Origin of the sequence: Paracoccus ravus (assembly GCF_004522175.1) — a bacterium.
GTDB lineage: Bacteria > Pseudomonadota > Alphaproteobacteria > Rhodobacterales > Rhodobacteraceae > Paracoccus > Paracoccus ravus.
In genome coordinates, this window is the sequence record NZ_SDEB01000025.1 from 38,910 (window position 1) to 56,145 (window position 17,236).

The following is a 17,236-nucleotide window of genomic DNA, read 5'->3' on the forward strand; positions in this document are numbered from 1 at the left end:
ATAACTCGGGATTCTTGGCATTCCGCCACACGTTTGGCAAGGGAGCCGCGCCACATGGCGAAGCGGCGGAAGGGGAGAGAAATGCCGAAACTCAAGCAAATGCTTGCCATGGCCCTTGCGGCCCTGGGGCTGGCCGGACCCGCTTTGGCCTGCGAGGGTTGGCTGCTTGATGCGCCCGAAATCCACGCAAGCCCGCTTTGCGTGCCCGCGGCGCCAAAGCGCGTCGTCGTGCTGGATGCGAGTTTCGGGCTGAGCGTCGGGATGGATGTGGGCCTGCCGATCGTGGGGGCTCCGCTCGATATGATGAGCGACGCGGCCCTGAAGGCGCGCGCGACCGAGCGGGGCGTGACCCGCACCGCCTTTGGGCAGAGCCCAGCCTCGAAACCATCGTCGCGCTTGAACCGGATCTGATCCTTGGCTACACCGGCGACCATGCGATGGCGGGCGCGATCTATCCGCAATTGGCCCAGCTTGCCCCGACCCTGCTTTACGGCTCGACCGACTGGCGCGGCTTTTATGGGGTGCTGGCCGGGATTACCGGCAAGCAAGACGAGATCGCCGAGCAGCTCCTCGCCTTTGATGCACGGCTGGCCGGGATCAAGGCGCGGGTGCCGGTCCGCACGGTTTCGGTCCTGCGGATCACCTCTTGGGATTTTCAGGTCTATCTGGATGCGCCCCAGAGCTATGCGCCTTTCGAGATCATGAAACAGGCGGGCGTCAAACGCAGCGCCTATGAGGTCACCGACGACCCCTCGCTGTCCATGAAGCGCCCCGATTGGAGGAGCTTTCCCAGCTTGACGGCGAGGTGCTGCTTTACATCCTCGGCGGCACGAACGATTCCGACAAGGACGGGCGGCACGAGGAAGTGCTGGCCAACCCGCTCTGGCAGATGCTGCCCGCAGTGAAATCCGGCAATGTCCATCGCATCTCGCCTGCGACATGGATGGAATTTAGCGGGCTGGCCTCGGCCCATCGCGTGCTGGACGATATCGATTGTTTCGTGAACGGGTCGCCGTGAGGGTTTCCGCCCTGTTCCTCGGCCTGCTGTTCGCGCTTGTGCTGCTGTCGATCTGGTCGGTCACGGTCGGTTCCTCGGACATCTTGCTGCCGCGCGCCTGGCAGGCGGTGGTCGCGCCGGGGGATGAGCGGGCCGATATCGTGATCCTTTCGGTGCGCCTGCCGCGTGTCATCGCGGCCTTGGCCGCACGGGCGGCGCTGGCGGTCGCGGGCGCGATCATGCAGGCGGTGACCGGCAATCCGCTGGCCGAGCCGGGCCTTTTGGGGATCAATCCGGGCGCGGGCTTCGCGGTCATTCTGGCGATTTCCCTTGCCGGAGTGACGGTGGGCGGGGCGCTGGTGTGGGCGGCGTTCGCAGGGGCGGCGCTGGCGGCGCTCGCGGTCTATCTGCTGGGTCCGGCAGAACGCGGAGGCGCGACGCCGCTGAAGCTGGTCCTTGCGGGCGTGGTAGTCTCGACTTTGCTTGGCGCGGTCGGAACGGCGGTTCTGCTGCGGGATGCGCAGACGCTGGATGTCGTGCGGATGTGGTCGGCAGGCAGTCTGAAGAACCGCGAGATGGCGCAGGTCCTGCCGGTGCTGCCTTGGCTTGGCGCATCGCTGATTGCCGCCATGGTCGTGCGCGAGCAATTCACCGCGCTGAGCCTTGGGGCCGAAACCGCGCGCGGTCTGGGCCAGAACCCGCTGCTCTGGCGGCTGGTCTCGGGGCCGCTGTCGTAGGCCTTGCCGGGGGCGCTGTCGCCATCGCGGAACCTTTGGGCTTTGTCGCGCTGGTCGTGACGCATGTCGTGCGGCGGGCTCTCCGCCCGGATGACCGGCAGATCCTGCATTTTGCCACGCTTGGTGGCGTGGGTCTCGCGCTGCTGGCCGACACCTTGCCGCGCGCGGTGCTGGTGACCGATATTTCCTTGGGCATCACGATGGCGCAGATCGGTTCGCCCTTCTTCATCTGGCTCGCCAATGCCCGTAGCGAGGCCAATGCATGAGAACCGTCTGGCCCCTGCTTCTGGCAGCTCTGCTCGCTGCCTGTCTTGCCGCGCTGGCCTTTGGCGACCAGAGGCTGGGCCTTGGGCATGTGCTGGGCGCACTGCCCGGCGCGCAGGAGACACCCCCGCCACGCGCATGATCGTCAACAGGTTGCGCCTACCGCGCGCGCAGAAGGCGGTGGTGGTGGGCGCGAGCCTTGGCGTCGCGGGCGCCATCCGTCAGGCGATCATGCGCAATCCACTGGCCTGGCCGGGCCTTCTGGGCATCAATTCAGGCGCGGCCTTGGCCGCGACCGCGATCATCGTCGAGTTCCGCACCATCCCGCAGGACCTGCTGACGCTGCTGATATTCGCGGGCGCATTGGTCATGTCGGCGGCGATCTATGCCTTTTCATGGCGGCAGGGGACAAGCTCGGTCCGGATCATCCTGATCGGGATCGGACTGGGGCCGCTGGCCGGGGCAGGGGCCAGCTTCATCTCGAGCTTCGGCGATCCGCCTGCGGTGCAAAGGGCGATGATCTGGCTTTCGGGCAGCCTGCAAGACAGCCGGTGGGAGCGGGTCCGGATTTTGGCTCTGTGGTCCATCCCGCCCTTTGTCGCGGCATGGATTGCGGCGCGGGAACTGGATTTGATCGCCTTCGGAGACACCGTCGCGCGGCGCCTCGGGCAGCGCGTGAACTTGCTGCGCGGGATGGCCGTGCTGATCTGCGCGGCGCTGTCGGGGGCGGCGATCGCGGCGGCGGGACTGATCGGGTTTGTCGGCCTTGCCGCGCGGCGCATCATGCCTCCTGTCCAGCTTCCGGTCGGGCTGTTCACGGCGCTGCTGGGCGCGCCCTTCTTTGGATTCTTGTTGTGGAAACGGCGCAATGCCTGATCCCGAACTGATCGCCCGCAAGGCCAGCATCGGTTATGCCCGCCAGCTGGTGGTCGAGGGGCTGGACCTCGAGATCACGCAGGGGTCTTTCACCGCGCTTCTGGGGCGGAACGGGTCGGGGAAATCAACCGTGCTGCGCAGCCTTGCGGGCCTGCATCCGCTGCAATCCGGCGCGGTGCTGCTCGACGGCAAGGCGATCGCCAGCCTGCCCACGAAATCCGTCGCCCGCCGCATCGGCTTTCGGGCGCAAAGCTCGACCAGGCCCGAGGGGATGACGGTTCTGGATCTTGTCCGGCAAGGCCGCTACCCGCATCGCACGCTCTTTGGCGGTTGGAGCATGGCGGATACCGCAGCGGTCGAAGAGGCGCTGGATCTGACCTCGACCGATCATATGCGCGATGCGAAGCTGGACACGCTGTCGGGCGGCCAGCGCCAGCGGGCATGGATCGCCATGACGCTGGCGCAGCAGGGCGGCATCCTGCTCGATGAGCCGGCGACCTATCTGGACCTTGCCCATCCGATCGAACTCTTGGACCTGGCCCGCGATCTGATCGAGACGCGCGGCACCACGGTCGTGGCCGTCTTGCATGATCTGAATCAAGCCGCGCGCTATTCAGATCACCTTCTCCTGCTGAAAAAGCGCCGCGTCCATTCCCGGGGCACGCCCACCGAGGTCCTGACCGCCCCGGCCATCTCGGAGGTCTTTGGCGTCGAGGTCGCGATCCTGACCGACCCCGACACCGGCAGCCGATCATTCAGGATTACACCGACACGTTCCGCTAAATGGCGAACGTCTCGTCGGGCGGTTGGACTGAAAGCGGCTTTGTCCTGCGCGGCATCAATTCCGAGGGGCTGACGCCCGGCGGGCTGGGCGCGCCGCTGGCTTCCTTCTATATCGACGGGGTGCAGCAGACCGTCGAGGGCACGCGACGCGGCTTGCGCGGCGTCTTCGATACCGAGCAGGTCGAGGTCTATCGCGGCCCGCAATTGACCCTGACCGGCCGCGCGGCGCTGGCTGGCGAGATCTATCTGCGCACCAAGGACCCGGAATTCGAGAGCTCGGGCGCGGCACAACTGACCTATGGCCCGGATGATCACAAACAGGTCGGGCTGGCTTTTGGCGACGCAATCAACGACCGCGTCGCCTACCGCTTCAGCGGCGAATGGTCCGAGAAGGACAGCGATCTGAGCTACCCGTCCTACGAGCAGTATGACCGCTACGACGATTACGTCACCGACGATTACTGGGTGCTGCGCGGCAATGTCCTGTGGCTGCCGACCGAGAATGACGACACCCGCGTGATCCTGAGCTATTCGCGTTCGTTCGACGGGCCGACCCAGAATGATATCGTCGGGCCGCTCTGGTCCACCGGCTCGCCGGGCTACGGCGCGCGGCGCGGCGATAGCTGGGGCGCGCTTCTGCCGGATTAATACCGCACGCAAGTGCTGACTGCCCTGCCGGTCTATCCAGAACTATGCCCTGTTCGGCGAGGCCAGCTACGAATCCGCTCCGAACTGGCGTGTAATCGCTGGCGCACGTCTCGATTATATCGAGCAGGATCAATCCGCTTGGGTCCGCAGCGATGGCGCGGTCACGACCGATGCCGACAGCGATTTCAGCGACAGCGTCTTCATCACCAAGCTTGGCATCGAATACAGTTTCGGCACGGATCAGAGCGTCGCGCTGATCTATCAAGAGGGCTACCGCCCCGGCGGTTCGGCGATCTATGTCGTGGACGGGACCCAATACGAATATGACCCGGAAACGACCCGAAACCTCGAACTGGCATGGCGTGGCCACTTCATGGAGGATCGGCTGCGCGTTGCCGCCAATGTCTTCTATCAGGAATGGCAGGATCAGCAGGTCGAACTGCGCCGCGATCCCGCCGACTGGGAGACCAGCTTCATCGCCAATGTCGGCGAGTCTGAATCCTACGGGGCCGAGCTTGAACTGGCCTGTGCCGCGACGGTGATGCTGGACCTGACCGCCTCGGTCGGGCTGCTGCACCGGGCTGCAATTCCCCGGCGCGCCGGAACGCAATATCTCGCTCGGCTCTGCCTGGAACGACGAGGTTGGTCGCTTCGTGAACGGCCATTTCTCTGCGCAAAGCAGCACAAGTTCGCGGCTGGAACCCTATGTGCCCCAGCCGGTCGAACTGGCGGGATACGGCCTTGTCGACCTTGCCGCGGGCTATGCCTGGGAAGAGGCGCGGATCACGGCCTATGCGACGAACCTCTTCGACAAGGAATATTTCCTCTATGAATACGGTCCGGGCGCCATGGCGACCCTTGGCGACCGTCGCGAGGTCGGGATCCGGCTGGATGACCGTTTCTAGGGAAACCACCGCGTGCCCGCTTTCGCAGGCGCGGCGGCCCGGGCGTGACGTGTGCGGGCTCTTGCCAAGGCCCGTGGCTGGTGGCGCGGGACGGGTGTCCCGCTACAAGGCCTGCATGAGCGTCCGTGCCTGCGTGACGTCACGGGTTCTTTGTCCCTGAGGGATGCGCCCAAGCACATCGCCCAGCCGTCTTTGTGCGGAAAGCGGCTGGCCGCGCTCACGGTCCAGCTCCGCCAGATTGGTCGCGGCGCGAAGTTCCCATGCAACGGCACCCTGCGCCCGTGCCGTGCGGCTTGCGAATTCAAGCTGGGCGCGGGCGGCCTCGGCATCGCCGTCAGCGAGCAAGTGCAGCGCTGCGATGCGTTGCAATTCCGCACTGCACCAATGCGGCCTTCCGCGCGGCGCGTCCGGGTCAAGCCGGGTCACCCAGTCCATGGCGAGACCGGGCAGGATGGTTGCGAGGATATGACGATGCAGGCCGTCCAGTTCGTCGCCATAAAGCTCGATCGCATCATCGGCGGCGGGCGCGCCGTGGCGCAGGCGGTGAACCGCGCCCTGATAGGTCCGGCCCCATTTTGCCCAATAGCTGAAATCATTCTCGACCGAGACCTTCATCAGCAGCGCAGAGAGCGCCTCTGCCTGCTCGATATCGCCCACCCAGAAGGTCAGGGGAATGATCATCATGCCCAGGCCATAGGCCAGGCCCAGAAGATCGCCAGATAGCCCGACGGTGACCGCCTCATGCGCAAGATCCAGCGCCGCGTCGGCCTGACCCGTCAGCCAGAGATGGTTCGACATATTCGCGCGCGCGGTCACGCCCTGCTTGTACATCAGGTCAAGCTGGACATGCGCGGTCATCTGCGCCGTCGAGCGCAGCGCGGCACGACCATGCCGCCCGGCATCGCCCAGATTGCCGTCCCGCCACATGCCAAGCGCGACGATGCGATGTGCCATCGCGATCTGCGCCGCGTCCCCCGAGGCCTCGGCGACCGCCTGAAACTCGCGGGCATAAGTCAGCGCGTCCCCATATCTTGCCTGTGTCAGGCGCGTTCCGAACATGGTCCAGAGACAATCGAGAAGGCAGCTTCGGTTCCCGGTTCGCCGCGCCACCTCGATCGCCTTGATCAGCATGGGCTGGATCTTGGGCGAGAGGCCAAGCGAATTGTACCATGCCTTATGCATGCTCGGGGCAAGCCAGACCAGATCCGTCTCGTCCAGTTCGGGATGCGCGGCCAGGATATCCATCGCGCGCTCGATGATCAGCGCATATTCCTTGAGCATCGAAAGCCGCAGCCACATCGGGCCGCTTTCCACGATCAGTTCCACTGCAAGCCGCGCATCGCCGTCCTTGCCGAGCCCCCAGCAGATCGCCGCGCGCACGTCGGCGGCGATGCGGCGCAGCTCGCCATTGCGGTCCAAGCCCAGATCGCCCGCGCCGGCCCCGATGGCCTGTGCGAGTTCGCTGACGTGATGCGCCGCGTGACGGTGTTGGATGTCCCGCGCATCGCGCCGCGCGGCCAGAAGCGCTGTGCAAAAGGCGCGGGTCGTCTCGAGCAGCCGGTAGCGCATAGCTTCCCCCGAGCAGCTGACGATCACGAAGGATTTGGTGACGAGCGAGGCGACCAGACGCAGCAAGGTCTCGAAGTCGCGCGCCGAGACCCGCAGCGCCGCCTCGAGCTGGAATTCGCCCTGAAAGGCGCTCAGCACGACCAGCAGGTCGCGCTCTTCCTCGCTCAGCAGATCAAAGCTCCATTGCAAGGTCGCGGCCAGGGTGCGATGGCGCGGCAGGGCCGCGCGGCGGCCTGCGTCAAGCAGGGAGATCCGGCCTTCGAGCGCGCGGGCCAGAGGTTCAAGACCGATCGCCTCGATCCGTCCGGCGGCCAGTTCGATCGCAAGGGGGATGCCGTCCAGCCGGCTGGCGATCCGGACCAGCGCGGGAACGTCTTGGTCGCAAAAGGCCATTGCCTGCGCCGCCATCGCTCGTTCGACCAGCAGTTCGACGCCCGGATAATCCAGCGCCGCGCCCATCGTGGCGGGCATCGCCTGCTCGGAGGGCAGGGCAAGCCCGCCCAGGCGCAGGATCGCCTCGCCCTCGATGAGAAAGGGCTCGCGGCTGGTGGCCAGGATACGGAGTTCCGGTGCCTGACGCAGCAGCCGGGCCGCAAGCGCTGCCGTGGCTTCGAGCACATGTTCGCAATTGTCGAGCACCAGCAGCGTCGGCATCTGCACCGCCGCAAGGATGCGGCTTTCGGGCGGGTCGGGGGAAACCCCGGGCGCACAAAGCGTTGCCGCGACCGTGGCGGCCACGAGTTCTGCCGAGGCAAGCGGCGCCATGTCGACAAAGCAGATGCGCAAGGCTTCCTCTTCCGCGAGACACCAGCAGAGCTCGATCGCGAGCCGGGTCTTGCCGATCCCGCCGGGCCCCACGACGCTGAGGCAGCGATGTCTCTGCATCCGGTCCAGGGCCAGAGCCACGGCCTCGCCCCGGCCAATCATCGGCGTCACCGGAGAGACCAGCCCGACCGTGCCGTGGGAGGGCACCGGCTCGGGGCGGGGACAGGCTGCGGGCAGGCAGGTCAGCGCGTAGCCCCGGCCCGGCGCGTTGGTGATATGCGACGGACCCGCCGCGCCCGCGTCCAGCAGACGCCGCAGTGCCGACATCTGCACCCGTAGATTGGCCTCGTCGACATGGGTGCCGGGCCAGGCCGAGGCGATCAGTTCGGCGGAGCCGACGATCTGGCCCGGTTCCTGCGCCAGCCGGTCCAGCAGCGCCATCGCCCGGCTGCCGATCCTGACCGTCTCGCTTTGCCGGAGCAGCACACCCCGCCCCGGGAAATAGCGGTAGTGACCGAACCGGATCTCGTTGCTGTCGTCGTTCTGCTTGTCCATGCCCGCTCTCCGCCGATGGAAAGACGCGGTGATTTTAGGTTCGGCGCTTGGCCATGTCTGCCTTCCGAATTGTGGAATTGACTGGAATCGGGTTCGGCCTTAACTTCTTTGCCCTTTTCGGACGGTAGCCGCAGGCGCGGCCCGGCCGCCGGGTGATCGGTTTTGCAATTTTTTGCGACGATTTACTCGCCAGCGCCCCGGCTAGACCGCAGCATCTTCCCAGCAGCGTCAAATGGAGCACAGGATGCGCGAGCGAACCGAACCGATACTTCCCACGCTGTCGCGGCGCGATGTTCTGGTGGCAGGAGGCGCCGCGATCGGCGCGGCGGTCCTGCCGACTCTTTCCGCTCGCGGCGATGACACCACCCTGAAAAAGGAAGACTTCACCATGTCCTATGTCACGACTTCCGACGGTACCGAGATATTCTACAAGGATTGGGGCCCGGCCGAGGCGCAGGCCATCGTCTTTCATCACGGCTGGCCGCTCTCGGCGGATGATTGGGACAGTCAGATGATGTTCTTTCTGGACAAGGGCTTTCGCGTCATCGCGCATGACCGGCGCGGGCATGGCCGTTCGACCCAGACCTTCACGGGCAATGAGATGGACACCTATGCGGCCGATGTGGCGGCTTTGACCGACCATCTCGACCTGAAGGCCGCGATCCATGTAGGCCACTCGACCGGCGGCGGAGAGGTTGCGCGCTATGTCGCCCGCGCCAAGCCCGGCCGGGTCGGCAAGGCGGTGCTGATCGGCGCGGTGCCGCCGATCATGGTCAAGACCGAGGCCAATCCTGGCGGCCTGCCGATCGAGGTCTTTGACGGGTTCCGCGCCGCCTTTCTCGCGAACCGCGCGCAATTTTTCAAGGATGTCCCCTCGGGGCCGTTCTACGGCTATAACCGCCCCGGCGCGACGCCCAGCCCCGGCGTGATCGAGAACTGGTGGCGGCAGGGCATGATGGGCGGGGCCAAGGCGCATTACGACTGCATCAAGGCCTTTTCCGAAACCGATTTCACCGAGGATCTTAAGGCGATCGACGTGCCGGTTCTGGTCATGCATGGCGATGATGACCAGATCGTGCCCTATGCCGATTCCGCACCGCTTTCGGCGAAATTGCTGAAGAACGGCACACTCAAGACCTATCCCGGCTTCGATCATGGCATGTGCACCACGCATCCCGACGTGATCAATGCCGACCTGCTCGCATTTTTCCAAAGCTGATCACCCCGGAATGAGGAAAAGGCCATGCCCCGGAAAGCCCTGATCGTCATCGACATCCAGAATGATTATTTCCCCCAAGGGGACTGGCCACTTGCCGGGGTCGAGCGCGCCGCCGGGAATGCCGCTCGGCTGATTGCCGCGGCAAGGGACGCGGGCGAGGTGGTCGTTCACATCCGGCATGAATTCGAAAGTGGCGACGCGCCGTTCTTCCGCCCGGCCAGCGAGGGCGCCGCGATCCATGCCTCGGTCGCGCCTGTCCCGGGCGAGCATGTCGTGCTGAAACATAGGATCAATTCCTATTTGGGCACGGATCTGAAGGCGCATCTCGACACAAACGGCGTCTCGGAACTCGTGATCTGCGGCAATATGAGCCATATGTGTGTGGATGCGGCGACGCGGGCCTCGGCCGATTTCGGCTATCGGGTGACGCTGGTCCATGATGCCTGCGCCTCGCGCGATCTGCAGTTCGATGGCGTTCATGTCCCGGCCGAGATGGCCCATGCCGCCTTCATGTCGGCGCTGTCCTTCGCCTATGCCAAGACGGTTTCGACCGAGGAATACCTGGCCCTAATGGCCGAGGTCGTCTGACCAGCCACCTGCAGCACGCAACGACCTGGGATGAGCCGCATGAACCTAGTCGACCCACCCCGTGCGACGGGAGCAACTGCCGAACACCGGCACAGCCGAGGAACGGCCGAGCCGCAGGCCGGACGGTGCCATCGCCTTGCCATCCGTCGGGCCAAGCAGCGCGGCCAGATCGGACAGGCGGATGGGGCGGCGCGGCGCGCTGCGAGATATGACCATGCGGAACGGACCGAGAACCTCGCCCATATTGGCCTCGGTCTGGTCCCCGATTGCCTCCAAGTCACGCGCGACGTGCCGGTCGATTTTTCCGGCGCGAAGCAGACGCGCGCGGCCTGAGGGAAGGGCGCGGATCGCCTGTCTCCCCACCGCCCCCGCGATCCGCGCCCGCCTTGTCTGAACCAAGCCGGTTCGCCGAAACCGCCGCCGCTGCTGGCAGAGGTTCCGGGCGAAGGGCGACCCTATCCCAAGGTATGGCGCCAGCACCGGTTCGAAGAATGTCACGCCTTGGGCCTTTGGTTCATGCTGCCGCCCATCCATCCAAGGAGAATGCCATGAATACTCCTGCCAAGATCAATTCTGCACGCACCGTCCCGACCCGCTTTGTCGAGAGCCGGGGCCGAAAGCTGGCCTATCGCGAGATCGGCTCGGGTCCGCCCTTGCTGCTCTGCCTGCGATTCCGCGGCATACTCGACAGCTGGGACCCGGATTTTCTGGATGCGCTGGCGCGAGATTTCCGCGTCATCACCTTTGACTATTCCGGCCTTGGCCAATCGACCGGCAACCCGAGCTATCAGGCCGAGGCGCTTGCCGCGGACGCGATCGACCTGGCCGACAGCCTTGGCCTCGGGACATTCGTGATCGGGGGCTGGTCGCTCGGCGGGATCGGCGCGCAGGTTCTTGCGGCGCAGCATCCCGAGCGGGTCAGCCATGTCGTGCTGATCGGAACCTCGCCTCCGGGCCCGCTCGATCCACCCTCCGAACCGATCTTTCTGGAAAGGGCGCTGAAGCCCGAAAACGATCTGACCGACGAGACCATCCTGTTCTTCGAGCCGGACGCCCCCGAAAGTCGCGCTGCCGCCGCGCGCTCGCATGACAGGATTGCGGCGCGCGCGGGCGACAAGAGCCCGCCAATCCCGCCCGAGACCTATCTACGCCTGCTGCAGGAACGCGCGGGCGAGGAGATTTTTCCCGATCGCGCCGGATATGGCGAATTTCTGGCCCGTTGCGGCATTCCGATCCTCGTCATTACCGGCGACCATGAGATCGTCTTTCCCGCGCCCAACTGGTTCGCCCTCAGCCGACGCTGGAAAAGTCTGCATCTTCTGGTCCTGCCGCAGATGGGACATGGCCCGCAGCATGAAGTCCCCGAAATGGCTGCCGAGATCATCGCAAGCTTCGTGCGCAACCGCGTGAAGACCTTGGCCGAGTGAGCCGCATGCAGGTCCACGAGTGCGGGCTCAACGTGCCGGCCCCGTGCGCATTTCAACTCAGTGATCAGGCGGCGGGTCAGGATGTGCTTGCCCCGACTGGCCCGGTGACCTGCCCAGCCGGGCCAAGCTGCGCACTTGGCCCCGAGCGGAACTGGCCGATGTCTGCCAGCGCCATGTCCCATGCATCCCGGCATGATCCTTTGCGGGCAGCCGGGCGCAGTGCCGAGGAGGCCCATCCGAAGCGGTTCGCGGCGGCGCGGAGGTCGCGCGGGCTGCGCGATGCCAAGGGCCAGCTTGGGGAACGGGTGGAAACACGGGCCGCCATTGTCTGCACGGGCCGCAGGACAAGGGGCGGGGGGTTCTGCTAGGATTTCTGCGCCCCCAAACGCGGAGGATGCGATGGAAGCGATCGGCCACGACCTGCGGCAGATGCAACGAACGCCACTTCATGCCGAGCATGTCGAGGCCCTGCGCAGGATCGGGCGCGAGGTGGTCTTCGCCCAGGGCGAGATCGTCGCCGAGACCAGCCATCCCATGGACCGTTTCATCTATGTCGAGGATGGCGAGATCGAGGTCCTGCATCCCTATTCGCGCGACCGCGTGATGGAAGCGACGATCGGACCCACGCAATTCGCGGGCGAGATCGCCTTTCTCGGCGGCGGCGCGCACCAGTTGCCGCTGCGAGCGATGCGGCCCACGCGCGCCATCACCGTCGAGCGGCGCGAGATGCTGCGGCTGATGTCCGAGATCCCCGAGCTTTCGGATATCGTGATCACCGTCTTTGCCGCCCGCCGCCGCCTGCTTCTGGAGAGCCGCGCGACCGGGCTGACGCTGATCGGTCCGGACCGGGATGCAGGTATCCGCCGCATCGAGGAATTCGCCGAACGCAACCATGTGCCGGTGCGGGTCTTTGATCTCGACTGCCCCGGCGCCCATGCCGTCGCCGAGGAATGCGGCATTGCGCCCGGCGCGCCTGCGGTGATCTTTGGCCAGAGCAATGTCATCGAGGCGCCGACGCCGCAAAAGGTGGCGCAGCGGCTGGGCCTCGACCTGCGGGCCGAACCCGGCGAGGTCTTCGACGTGATCATCGTCGGCGGCGGCCCGGCCGGGGTCGCCTCCGGTGTCTATGCCGGGGCCGAGGGGCTGCGCGCGCTGGTGGTCGAGGATATGGCGATCGGCGGGCAGGCCGGCACCTCGAGCCGGATCGAGAATTACATGGGGTTCCCGACCGGCATCTCGGGTGCCGACCTCGTCTGGCGCGGCGAGGTGCAGGCCATGAAGTTCGGCACCAGCTTTGCCATGCCGCGCCGCGTCATCCGGCTTGCCCGGCGCGAGGACGGGCTGTTCTGCGTCACCCTCGACTGCATGAACGAGATCTGCGCCCGCGCGCTGGTGGTGGCGACCGGGGTGCAATACCGCCGCCTTGCCATCCCCGGTTTCGAGGAGTTTCTCGGCCACGGCCTCTATCACGCCGCGACCGAACTCGAGGCCCGCCGCTGCCGCAATTCCGAGGCGATTGTGGTCGGCGGCGGCAATTCCGCGGGCCAGGCGGCGATGTTCCTGTCGCGCAGCGCCAGCCATGTGCATCTGCTGGTGCGCGGCGACTCGCTTGCCAGTTCGATGTCGGATTACCTGTCGAGCCGGCTCGCCGCCCATCCCGGCATCACCATTCATTACAACACGACCCTTTCCGCGCTGCATGGCGAAGGGGCGCTCGCCGCCGCCGAGATCGCGACCGCGACCGGCGAGACCCGGCGCATTTCCACCTGCGGCGTCTTCGTCATGGTCGGCGCGGCGCCGAATTGCGAATGGCTGTCGGGCCTCGTCGAGTTGGACGCGGCGGGCTACATCCTGACCGGCGCGGCGGTGGGTCGGGACCGCTCCTTCGAGACTTCGCATCCAGGGATCTTCGCGGTGGGAGACATCCGCGCGGGGTCGGTCAAGCGCGTGGCCTCGGCCGTCGGAGAAGGCTCGGTCGTCATCTCCGAGGTCTGGCGCTATCTGGCCGAGGGTGCGTCTGCGCGGGCGCGGTCGTGACCGCGCATCTCGCAACCTGATGCAGCCGCGCCCGCCGCATGGCGGGGCGCAGGTGTCCATCACAATCAAAACGCGCATCCAAGATTCCCGTTATCCTGAGGGAGGCGAGGCGTATCCCCCGGACCTTAAGGTTGGCTTAAGGCAGGCGGGCGACAGGGACCACGCCGTGCCGGACACATTCCGGTGCGCGCAGGTGCAGATGACGAAAGGGGTCGGACATGCAGCAGATCGAAAGGCGCAATCTCATCACGGGCGGGCTGGTGCTGGCGGGTGGCGTGGCAGTCGGCGCCTTGCCCGCTGCGGCCCGGGAAAATCCCATGCCTGAGGCGTTGCGAAACGCGCTGGAACGCGAGTCGAATGCGCCGGTGCTTGGCAACGGCTCCGGCAACATCACCATGACCGAATTCTTCGACTACAACTGCCCACATTGCCGGGCTTCGGTCAAAAGCGTGCATGCCCTGATCTCGCAGGACAAGTCGTTGCGCGTGATTTTTCGCGAATGGCCGGTCTTTGGCGAGGGCTCGGAGTTTTCCGCCAAGGCCTCGCTCGCGGTCGCCGCTGGCCCAAGGGAAAACGCCGCAGCGCTGGCGTTTGACACCATCACGGACCCGGAACAGTTGCAGCAGGCGCTTGGCGCGTCGGCGCAACCCAGCATGATTTATGTCACTGCCGACTGGTGCGTGACCTGCCGGGGGATCGAGCGGAGCGTCCTTCCCCATCCCGCCGTGGCTGCGGCATTGCAGGACATGCGACTGCTCAAGGCCGATGTGACCACGCTGGACGACCAAAGGCAGGCGCTGATGCGCCAGATGGGCGCGGCCGGTCCGCCGACGATGATCTTTCTGGATGCTGATGGTCACGAGATCGAAGGCAGCCGACTGATCGGCCGCGTCGATCCGGCGCAACTGATCCTCGCCGCGACCCGCCTCAAGGGCGGCGGCTAATCGGCGGGACGTCGCTCGGGCCGCCGCTCCTTTCCTCCGATCGGCGGCCGATTTGAACCCTTGGCCTGTTGTCAGGCTGATGGCGGCCAGATTGCTGGGACGTCGGGTATTCTTCGCGATCAACCGGCAAGGGGCGGGTATTGGGGCTGTGCTCCGCGCTGGAGCCGACGCGGCGGGAAAGCAGCCGCGTTTCCGCCCCCAACTGGCAGACGGCACCGGCCGTCATCAGATGAGCGGGCGTCCACCTGACCGTTGCGAGATGCCGGAGATGGCCGGGGTGGCGGGGCAGAGGTTTCATGTGCCAGGCCAGTTCGTCGATCAGGGCGAATGAGGCATCACGATTGCTGAGTTGCGGGATCCCTTGATGCAGATTCTGTCTCATGCGCGGTGATGGGGCCGCCAGCGACCCTGTCTATCAACCGCGATGACAGGCTGCGCGCGGGTCAAAGCGCAGAGATTTTCCGCGCGCGACTGCCCTCCGGGATCGCGGATCTGCGCTAGGTGCCGCTGCGTCGCGCCTCTTGGATCATGCGGCGCATTTCCCCTGCCGTCTGCTTGCCGACGCCGCCCAGATTGCCGACGATCAGACTCGGGGTGCCGACCAGCCCCATCTGCTCGGCGAGGATCCAGGAGTGCTCGATCTGCCGGGCGAGGGCGACATCCTCCATGTCCGCGCGCAAGCGGGTAATATCCAGCCCGACCTGTGCAGCGACGCGCATGGCGCTTTTGTCGTCAGCTTGGCCCTTGATGGCCAGAAGCGCCGTGTGGAATTGCCGAAAACGCCCCTGCCGAAGTGACGCGAGCGACGCACGGGCGCAGTAAAGCGACCCCGCGCCGAAAACCGGCCATTCCCGCAGAACCACACGCAAGCCGGGGTCATCCGCGATCACCTGGTGCAGGTCCGCGACCATGCTGCGGCAATAGGGACAGTTGTAGTCGAAGAACTCCGTCAGAGTGATGTCACCCGCCGGGTTGCCCAGAACCGCGCCCAGCTGCTCGCGCTCGAGCGCCTGCCGCAGCGCGGCAGGCATCTCGTTCTCTTGCGCCGAGAGGGGGGACGCCGCCAGCGCGACCACGCCCGAGGCAAGGCCAAGTTGCAGGAAATTCCGACGATTGCGCGAGGGGAAGGTAAGATGTGCCATGACTGCTCCTTCGATGGTTCGGAGCAGGGGCTAGGTTGCGCGCCTTAAGCTGGGCTTAAGCCGGGTCAGCCATCAGGGCGCCATCGGCACTTTGCCTCGAACGATTGGAGCATTCCCCATGGCGCAACCTGTCCATCGCCCACCTCTTTTCACCAGTGGTTGCCAAACGGGCGCCAGCCGTCGCGTCTTTCTGGGCGGCCTGCTGGCGACGGGGCTTTCGCTGCCCCGGTCGGCGGCGGCGCAGACCGTTGATCCGACGACGGGAGCGGTCGTGCAAGGCATGGCCCCCGTCGGCCGGGCACCGGATCTGGGGCGCTATCAGATCGACCCGACGCAGGACACGCGCCGCAACCTTTCCTCTTTTCGGACACGGCATTGGAGCGAGTTCTATCCCAGCCTCGGAAAGGGAGTGATCCTGGCCGATATCATGTCGCGCGCGCTGCATTTCTGGTCGGGCGATGAAAGCACCTATCTGCTGTTTCCTTGTTCCATCCCTGTTTCGGAAGAACTGACCAAGCGCGGCAGGACCGAGGTCGTGCGCAAGGCGCAGGCGCCGACATGGACGCCAACCTCGAGTATGCGCGAGCGCGATCCAACCCTGCCGCAAAGCGTCGCCGGTGGTAGCCCGGACAATCCTTTGGGCATCTATGCGCTCTATCTGTCATGGCCAGCATACTTGATCCACGGTACCCACGACACGCGCAAGATCGGTCGCAAATCCTCGAGCGGTTGCTACGGGCTTTACAATGAGCATATCGCGCAGCTTTACGCCGTGGCGAAGGTCGGCACGCAGGTCACGATCTTTTAGGATGCGGCGGTGGATGCGGATGTAGCCACGGGTGGCGCAACTGAACCGATGCGATGGATGCTCCCACCCAACCGCATCTCGTATGCCACGATGGTTACATCCGAACCGAACGGATTGGGACATCGATGAAGACGGCAATCAGGATGCTGGCGATCAACCTGGCGAATTGCAATTTCCAGGTTTGCGCAATCGGACAGGATGGAGCAGTTGCTTATACGGCTGCTTCACCTTCGATGACGGGCGGGATCAGCAGATCTGGATCGGCGCAGGCATCGGCATCACGCCCTTCGTCGCGCGCATGAAGGAACGCGCGGCTGGTAAACTTGGGCCCGAATTGCCGCGGGTCGATCTTTTCCACATCACGAATGAGGTGGACGAGGCGGAACTGGAGCGACTGGCCGCCGACGCGCGCGCCGCGAATGTCCGACTGCATCTGCTGATCGATACCCGCGACGGTCGCTTGAACGGCGCGCATATACGCGAAGTGGTGCCAGCTTGGCGGAGGCGGCCCTGCGGTCTTGCGGTCCGAACGGTTTCGCATCCGCCCTGCGCGCCGATTTCGCCGCGCAGGGTGTAGCAGTAGAAGAGTGCTTCCATCATGAACTGTTCGAGAAGCGGTGAGGGCGCAAGGGACGCAACAACCCTGTGCCGGGTGGCTGCAACGCGCCCCGGAGCCGACTTGGCTCTGTGGTTTGCGGGCAGAAAGGGCGGGCCAATCACTTTTCCTGACAAAAGGCGGCGTAAAGCGCGGCCATCAGCACTTCGAGATCTGGGTCCGCGATGCGGTAGTGGACCGTCTGCGCCTCGCGTCGGGTGGCGACCATGCCGGCGTCGCGCAGCCGCGCGAGGTGCTGGCTCAGCGCCGACTGGCTCAGACCGATCCGGGCCTGCAATGCACCGACCGACATCTCGCCCTTGACCAACTCGCACAGGATCAGAAGCCGCTTGGGGTTTGCCACCAGAGACAGGCGC

General features: G+C 65.6%; 21 protein-coding genes and 1 pseudogene. 18 read left to right on the forward strand and 4 right to left on the reverse strand.

What is annotated here, in order from left to right; genetic code table 11:
- Positions 1 to 81 precede the first annotated feature (81 nt).
- From ESZ60_RS21395 to ESZ60_RS21700, 11 genes and pseudogenes are all read left to right on the forward strand, one after another.
- Complete coding sequence (locus tag ESZ60_RS21395; RefSeq protein ID WP_245155745.1) at positions 82 to 411, forward strand: hypothetical protein; 330 nt, start codon at positions 82 to 84, stop codon at positions 409 to 411.
- Entirely contained in the window at positions 411 to 905 is a 495-nt protein-coding gene (locus ESZ60_RS16655; protein ID WP_245155742.1) for a TroA family protein, read from the forward strand. Before ESZ60_RS21395 ends, ESZ60_RS16655 begins: the two co-directional genes overlap by 1 nt.
- Positions 866 to 1,018: a hypothetical protein gene (locus ESZ60_RS21105; RefSeq protein WP_209021331.1), complete on the forward strand. Its 153-nt coding sequence runs from the start codon at positions 866 to 868 to the stop codon at positions 1,016 to 1,018. Before ESZ60_RS16655 ends, ESZ60_RS21105 begins: the two co-directional genes overlap by 40 nt.
- The gene (locus tag ESZ60_RS16660; protein ID WP_167620199.1) at positions 1,015 to 1,734 is read left to right on the forward strand and encodes a FecCD family ABC transporter permease; all 720 of its coding nucleotides are present in this window, start codon (positions 1,015 to 1,017) and stop codon (positions 1,732 to 1,734) included. The genes ESZ60_RS21105 and ESZ60_RS16660 overlap by 4 nt, the downstream gene beginning before the upstream one ends.
- A complete protein-coding gene (locus ESZ60_RS20860) occupies positions 1,704 to 2,000 on the forward strand; it encodes an iron chelate uptake ABC transporter family permease subunit (protein ID WP_245155743.1) in 297 nt (98 codons plus the stop codon). Before ESZ60_RS16660 ends, ESZ60_RS20860 begins: the two co-directional genes overlap by 31 nt.
- Complete coding sequence (locus tag ESZ60_RS21110; protein ID WP_209021332.1) at positions 1,997 to 2,140, forward strand: hypothetical protein; 144 nt, start codon at positions 1,997 to 1,999, stop codon at positions 2,138 to 2,140. Before ESZ60_RS20860 ends, ESZ60_RS21110 begins: the two co-directional genes overlap by 4 nt.
- 11 nt (positions 2,141 to 2,151) lie before the next feature.
- Positions 2,152 to 2,874 (forward strand): FecCD family ABC transporter permease, encoded by a 723-nt coding sequence (locus tag ESZ60_RS16670; protein WP_209021333.1) that lies wholly within the window; start codon positions 2,152 to 2,154, stop codon positions 2,872 to 2,874.
- A complete protein-coding gene (locus ESZ60_RS16675) occupies positions 2,867 to 3,730 on the forward strand; it encodes an ABC transporter ATP-binding protein (RefSeq protein WP_134681851.1) in 864 nt (287 codons plus the stop codon). Before ESZ60_RS16670 ends, ESZ60_RS16675 begins: the two co-directional genes overlap by 8 nt.
- Positions 3,658 to 4,305, forward strand: a complete 648-nt coding sequence (locus ESZ60_RS16680; RefSeq protein WP_134681852.1) for a TonB-dependent receptor plug domain-containing protein — start codon at positions 3,658 to 3,660, stop codon at positions 4,303 to 4,305. The genes ESZ60_RS16675 and ESZ60_RS16680 overlap by 73 nt, the downstream gene beginning before the upstream one ends.
- 34 nt (positions 4,306 to 4,339) lie before the next feature.
- Positions 4,340 to 4,819 (forward strand): annotated as a pseudogene (locus ESZ60_RS21885) (TonB-dependent receptor domain-containing protein); the annotation flags it as partial.
- A 139-nt stretch (positions 4,820 to 4,958) separates the two neighbouring features.
- Positions 4,959 to 5,210, forward strand: a complete 252-nt coding sequence (locus tag ESZ60_RS21700) for a hypothetical protein (protein WP_342365247.1) — start codon at positions 4,959 to 4,961, stop codon at positions 5,208 to 5,210.
- A gap of 102 nt (positions 5,211 to 5,312) precedes the next feature.
- On the opposite strand, the gene ESZ60_RS16695 is transcribed toward ESZ60_RS21700, so the two are convergent.
- Positions 5,313 to 8,099, reverse strand: a complete 2,787-nt coding sequence (locus tag ESZ60_RS16695) for an ATP-binding protein (protein ID WP_134681854.1) — start codon at positions 8,097 to 8,099, stop codon at positions 5,313 to 5,315.
- 244 nt (positions 8,100 to 8,343) lie between these two features.
- Between ESZ60_RS16695 and ESZ60_RS16700 the strand changes: the two genes are divergently transcribed.
- The 6 genes from ESZ60_RS16700 to ESZ60_RS16725 all read left to right on the forward strand — a co-directional run bounded on the left by ESZ60_RS16700 (position 8,344) and on the right by ESZ60_RS16725 (position 14,314).
- Positions 8,344 to 9,318: an alpha/beta fold hydrolase gene (locus ESZ60_RS16700; protein ID WP_134681855.1), complete on the forward strand. Its 975-nt coding sequence runs from the start codon at positions 8,344 to 8,346 to the stop codon at positions 9,316 to 9,318.
- A gap of 24 nt (positions 9,319 to 9,342) precedes the next feature.
- Positions 9,343 to 9,906, forward strand: coding sequence for a cysteine hydrolase family protein (locus ESZ60_RS16705; RefSeq protein ID WP_134681856.1), 564 nt, complete (start codon positions 9,343 to 9,345; stop codon positions 9,904 to 9,906).
- A 39-nt stretch (positions 9,907 to 9,945) separates the two neighbouring features.
- Positions 9,946 to 10,239: a hypothetical protein gene (locus ESZ60_RS16710; protein ID WP_134681857.1), complete on the forward strand. Its 294-nt coding sequence runs from the start codon at positions 9,946 to 9,948 to the stop codon at positions 10,237 to 10,239.
- Positions 10,240 to 10,454: 215 nt separating this feature from the next.
- Entirely contained in the window at positions 10,455 to 11,333 is an 879-nt protein-coding gene (locus ESZ60_RS16715; protein ID WP_134681858.1) for an alpha/beta fold hydrolase, read from the forward strand.
- A gap of 399 nt (positions 11,334 to 11,732) precedes the next feature.
- Positions 11,733 to 13,370, forward strand: coding sequence for an FAD-dependent oxidoreductase (locus ESZ60_RS16720; RefSeq protein ID WP_134681859.1), 1,638 nt, complete (start codon positions 11,733 to 11,735; stop codon positions 13,368 to 13,370).
- A gap of 218 nt (positions 13,371 to 13,588) precedes the next feature.
- Positions 13,589 to 14,314: a thioredoxin fold domain-containing protein gene (locus tag ESZ60_RS16725; RefSeq protein ID WP_134681860.1), complete on the forward strand. Its 726-nt coding sequence runs from the start codon at positions 13,589 to 13,591 to the stop codon at positions 14,312 to 14,314.
- 497 nt (positions 14,315 to 14,811) lie between these two features.
- Here the strand turns inward: ESZ60_RS16725 and ESZ60_RS16730 are convergent, their stop codons facing one another.
- Entirely contained in the window at positions 14,812 to 15,456 is a 645-nt protein-coding gene (locus ESZ60_RS16730) for a DsbA family protein (RefSeq protein WP_134681861.1), read from the reverse strand.
- A gap of 118 nt (positions 15,457 to 15,574) precedes the next feature.
- Here ESZ60_RS16730 and ESZ60_RS16735 point away from each other — a divergent pair, with 118 nt between their 5' ends.
- Positions 15,575 to 16,264 (forward strand): L,D-transpeptidase, encoded by a 690-nt coding sequence (locus tag ESZ60_RS16735; protein ID WP_209021334.1) that lies wholly within the window; start codon positions 15,575 to 15,577, stop codon positions 16,262 to 16,264.
- Positions 16,265 to 16,475: 211 nt separating this feature from the next.
- Here ESZ60_RS16735 and ESZ60_RS16740 read toward each other — a convergent pair whose 3' ends face one another.
- Both ESZ60_RS16740 and ESZ60_RS16745 read right to left on the reverse strand, forming a co-directional pair.
- Entirely contained in the window at positions 16,476 to 16,805 is a 330-nt protein-coding gene (locus ESZ60_RS16740; RefSeq protein WP_134681862.1) for a hypothetical protein, read from the reverse strand.
- 175 nt (positions 16,806 to 16,980) lie between these two features.
- Positions 16,981 to 17,236 (reverse strand): metalloregulator ArsR/SmtB family transcription factor (locus ESZ60_RS16745; protein ID WP_134681863.1); only part of this gene is annotated, 256 nt, incomplete at its 5' end.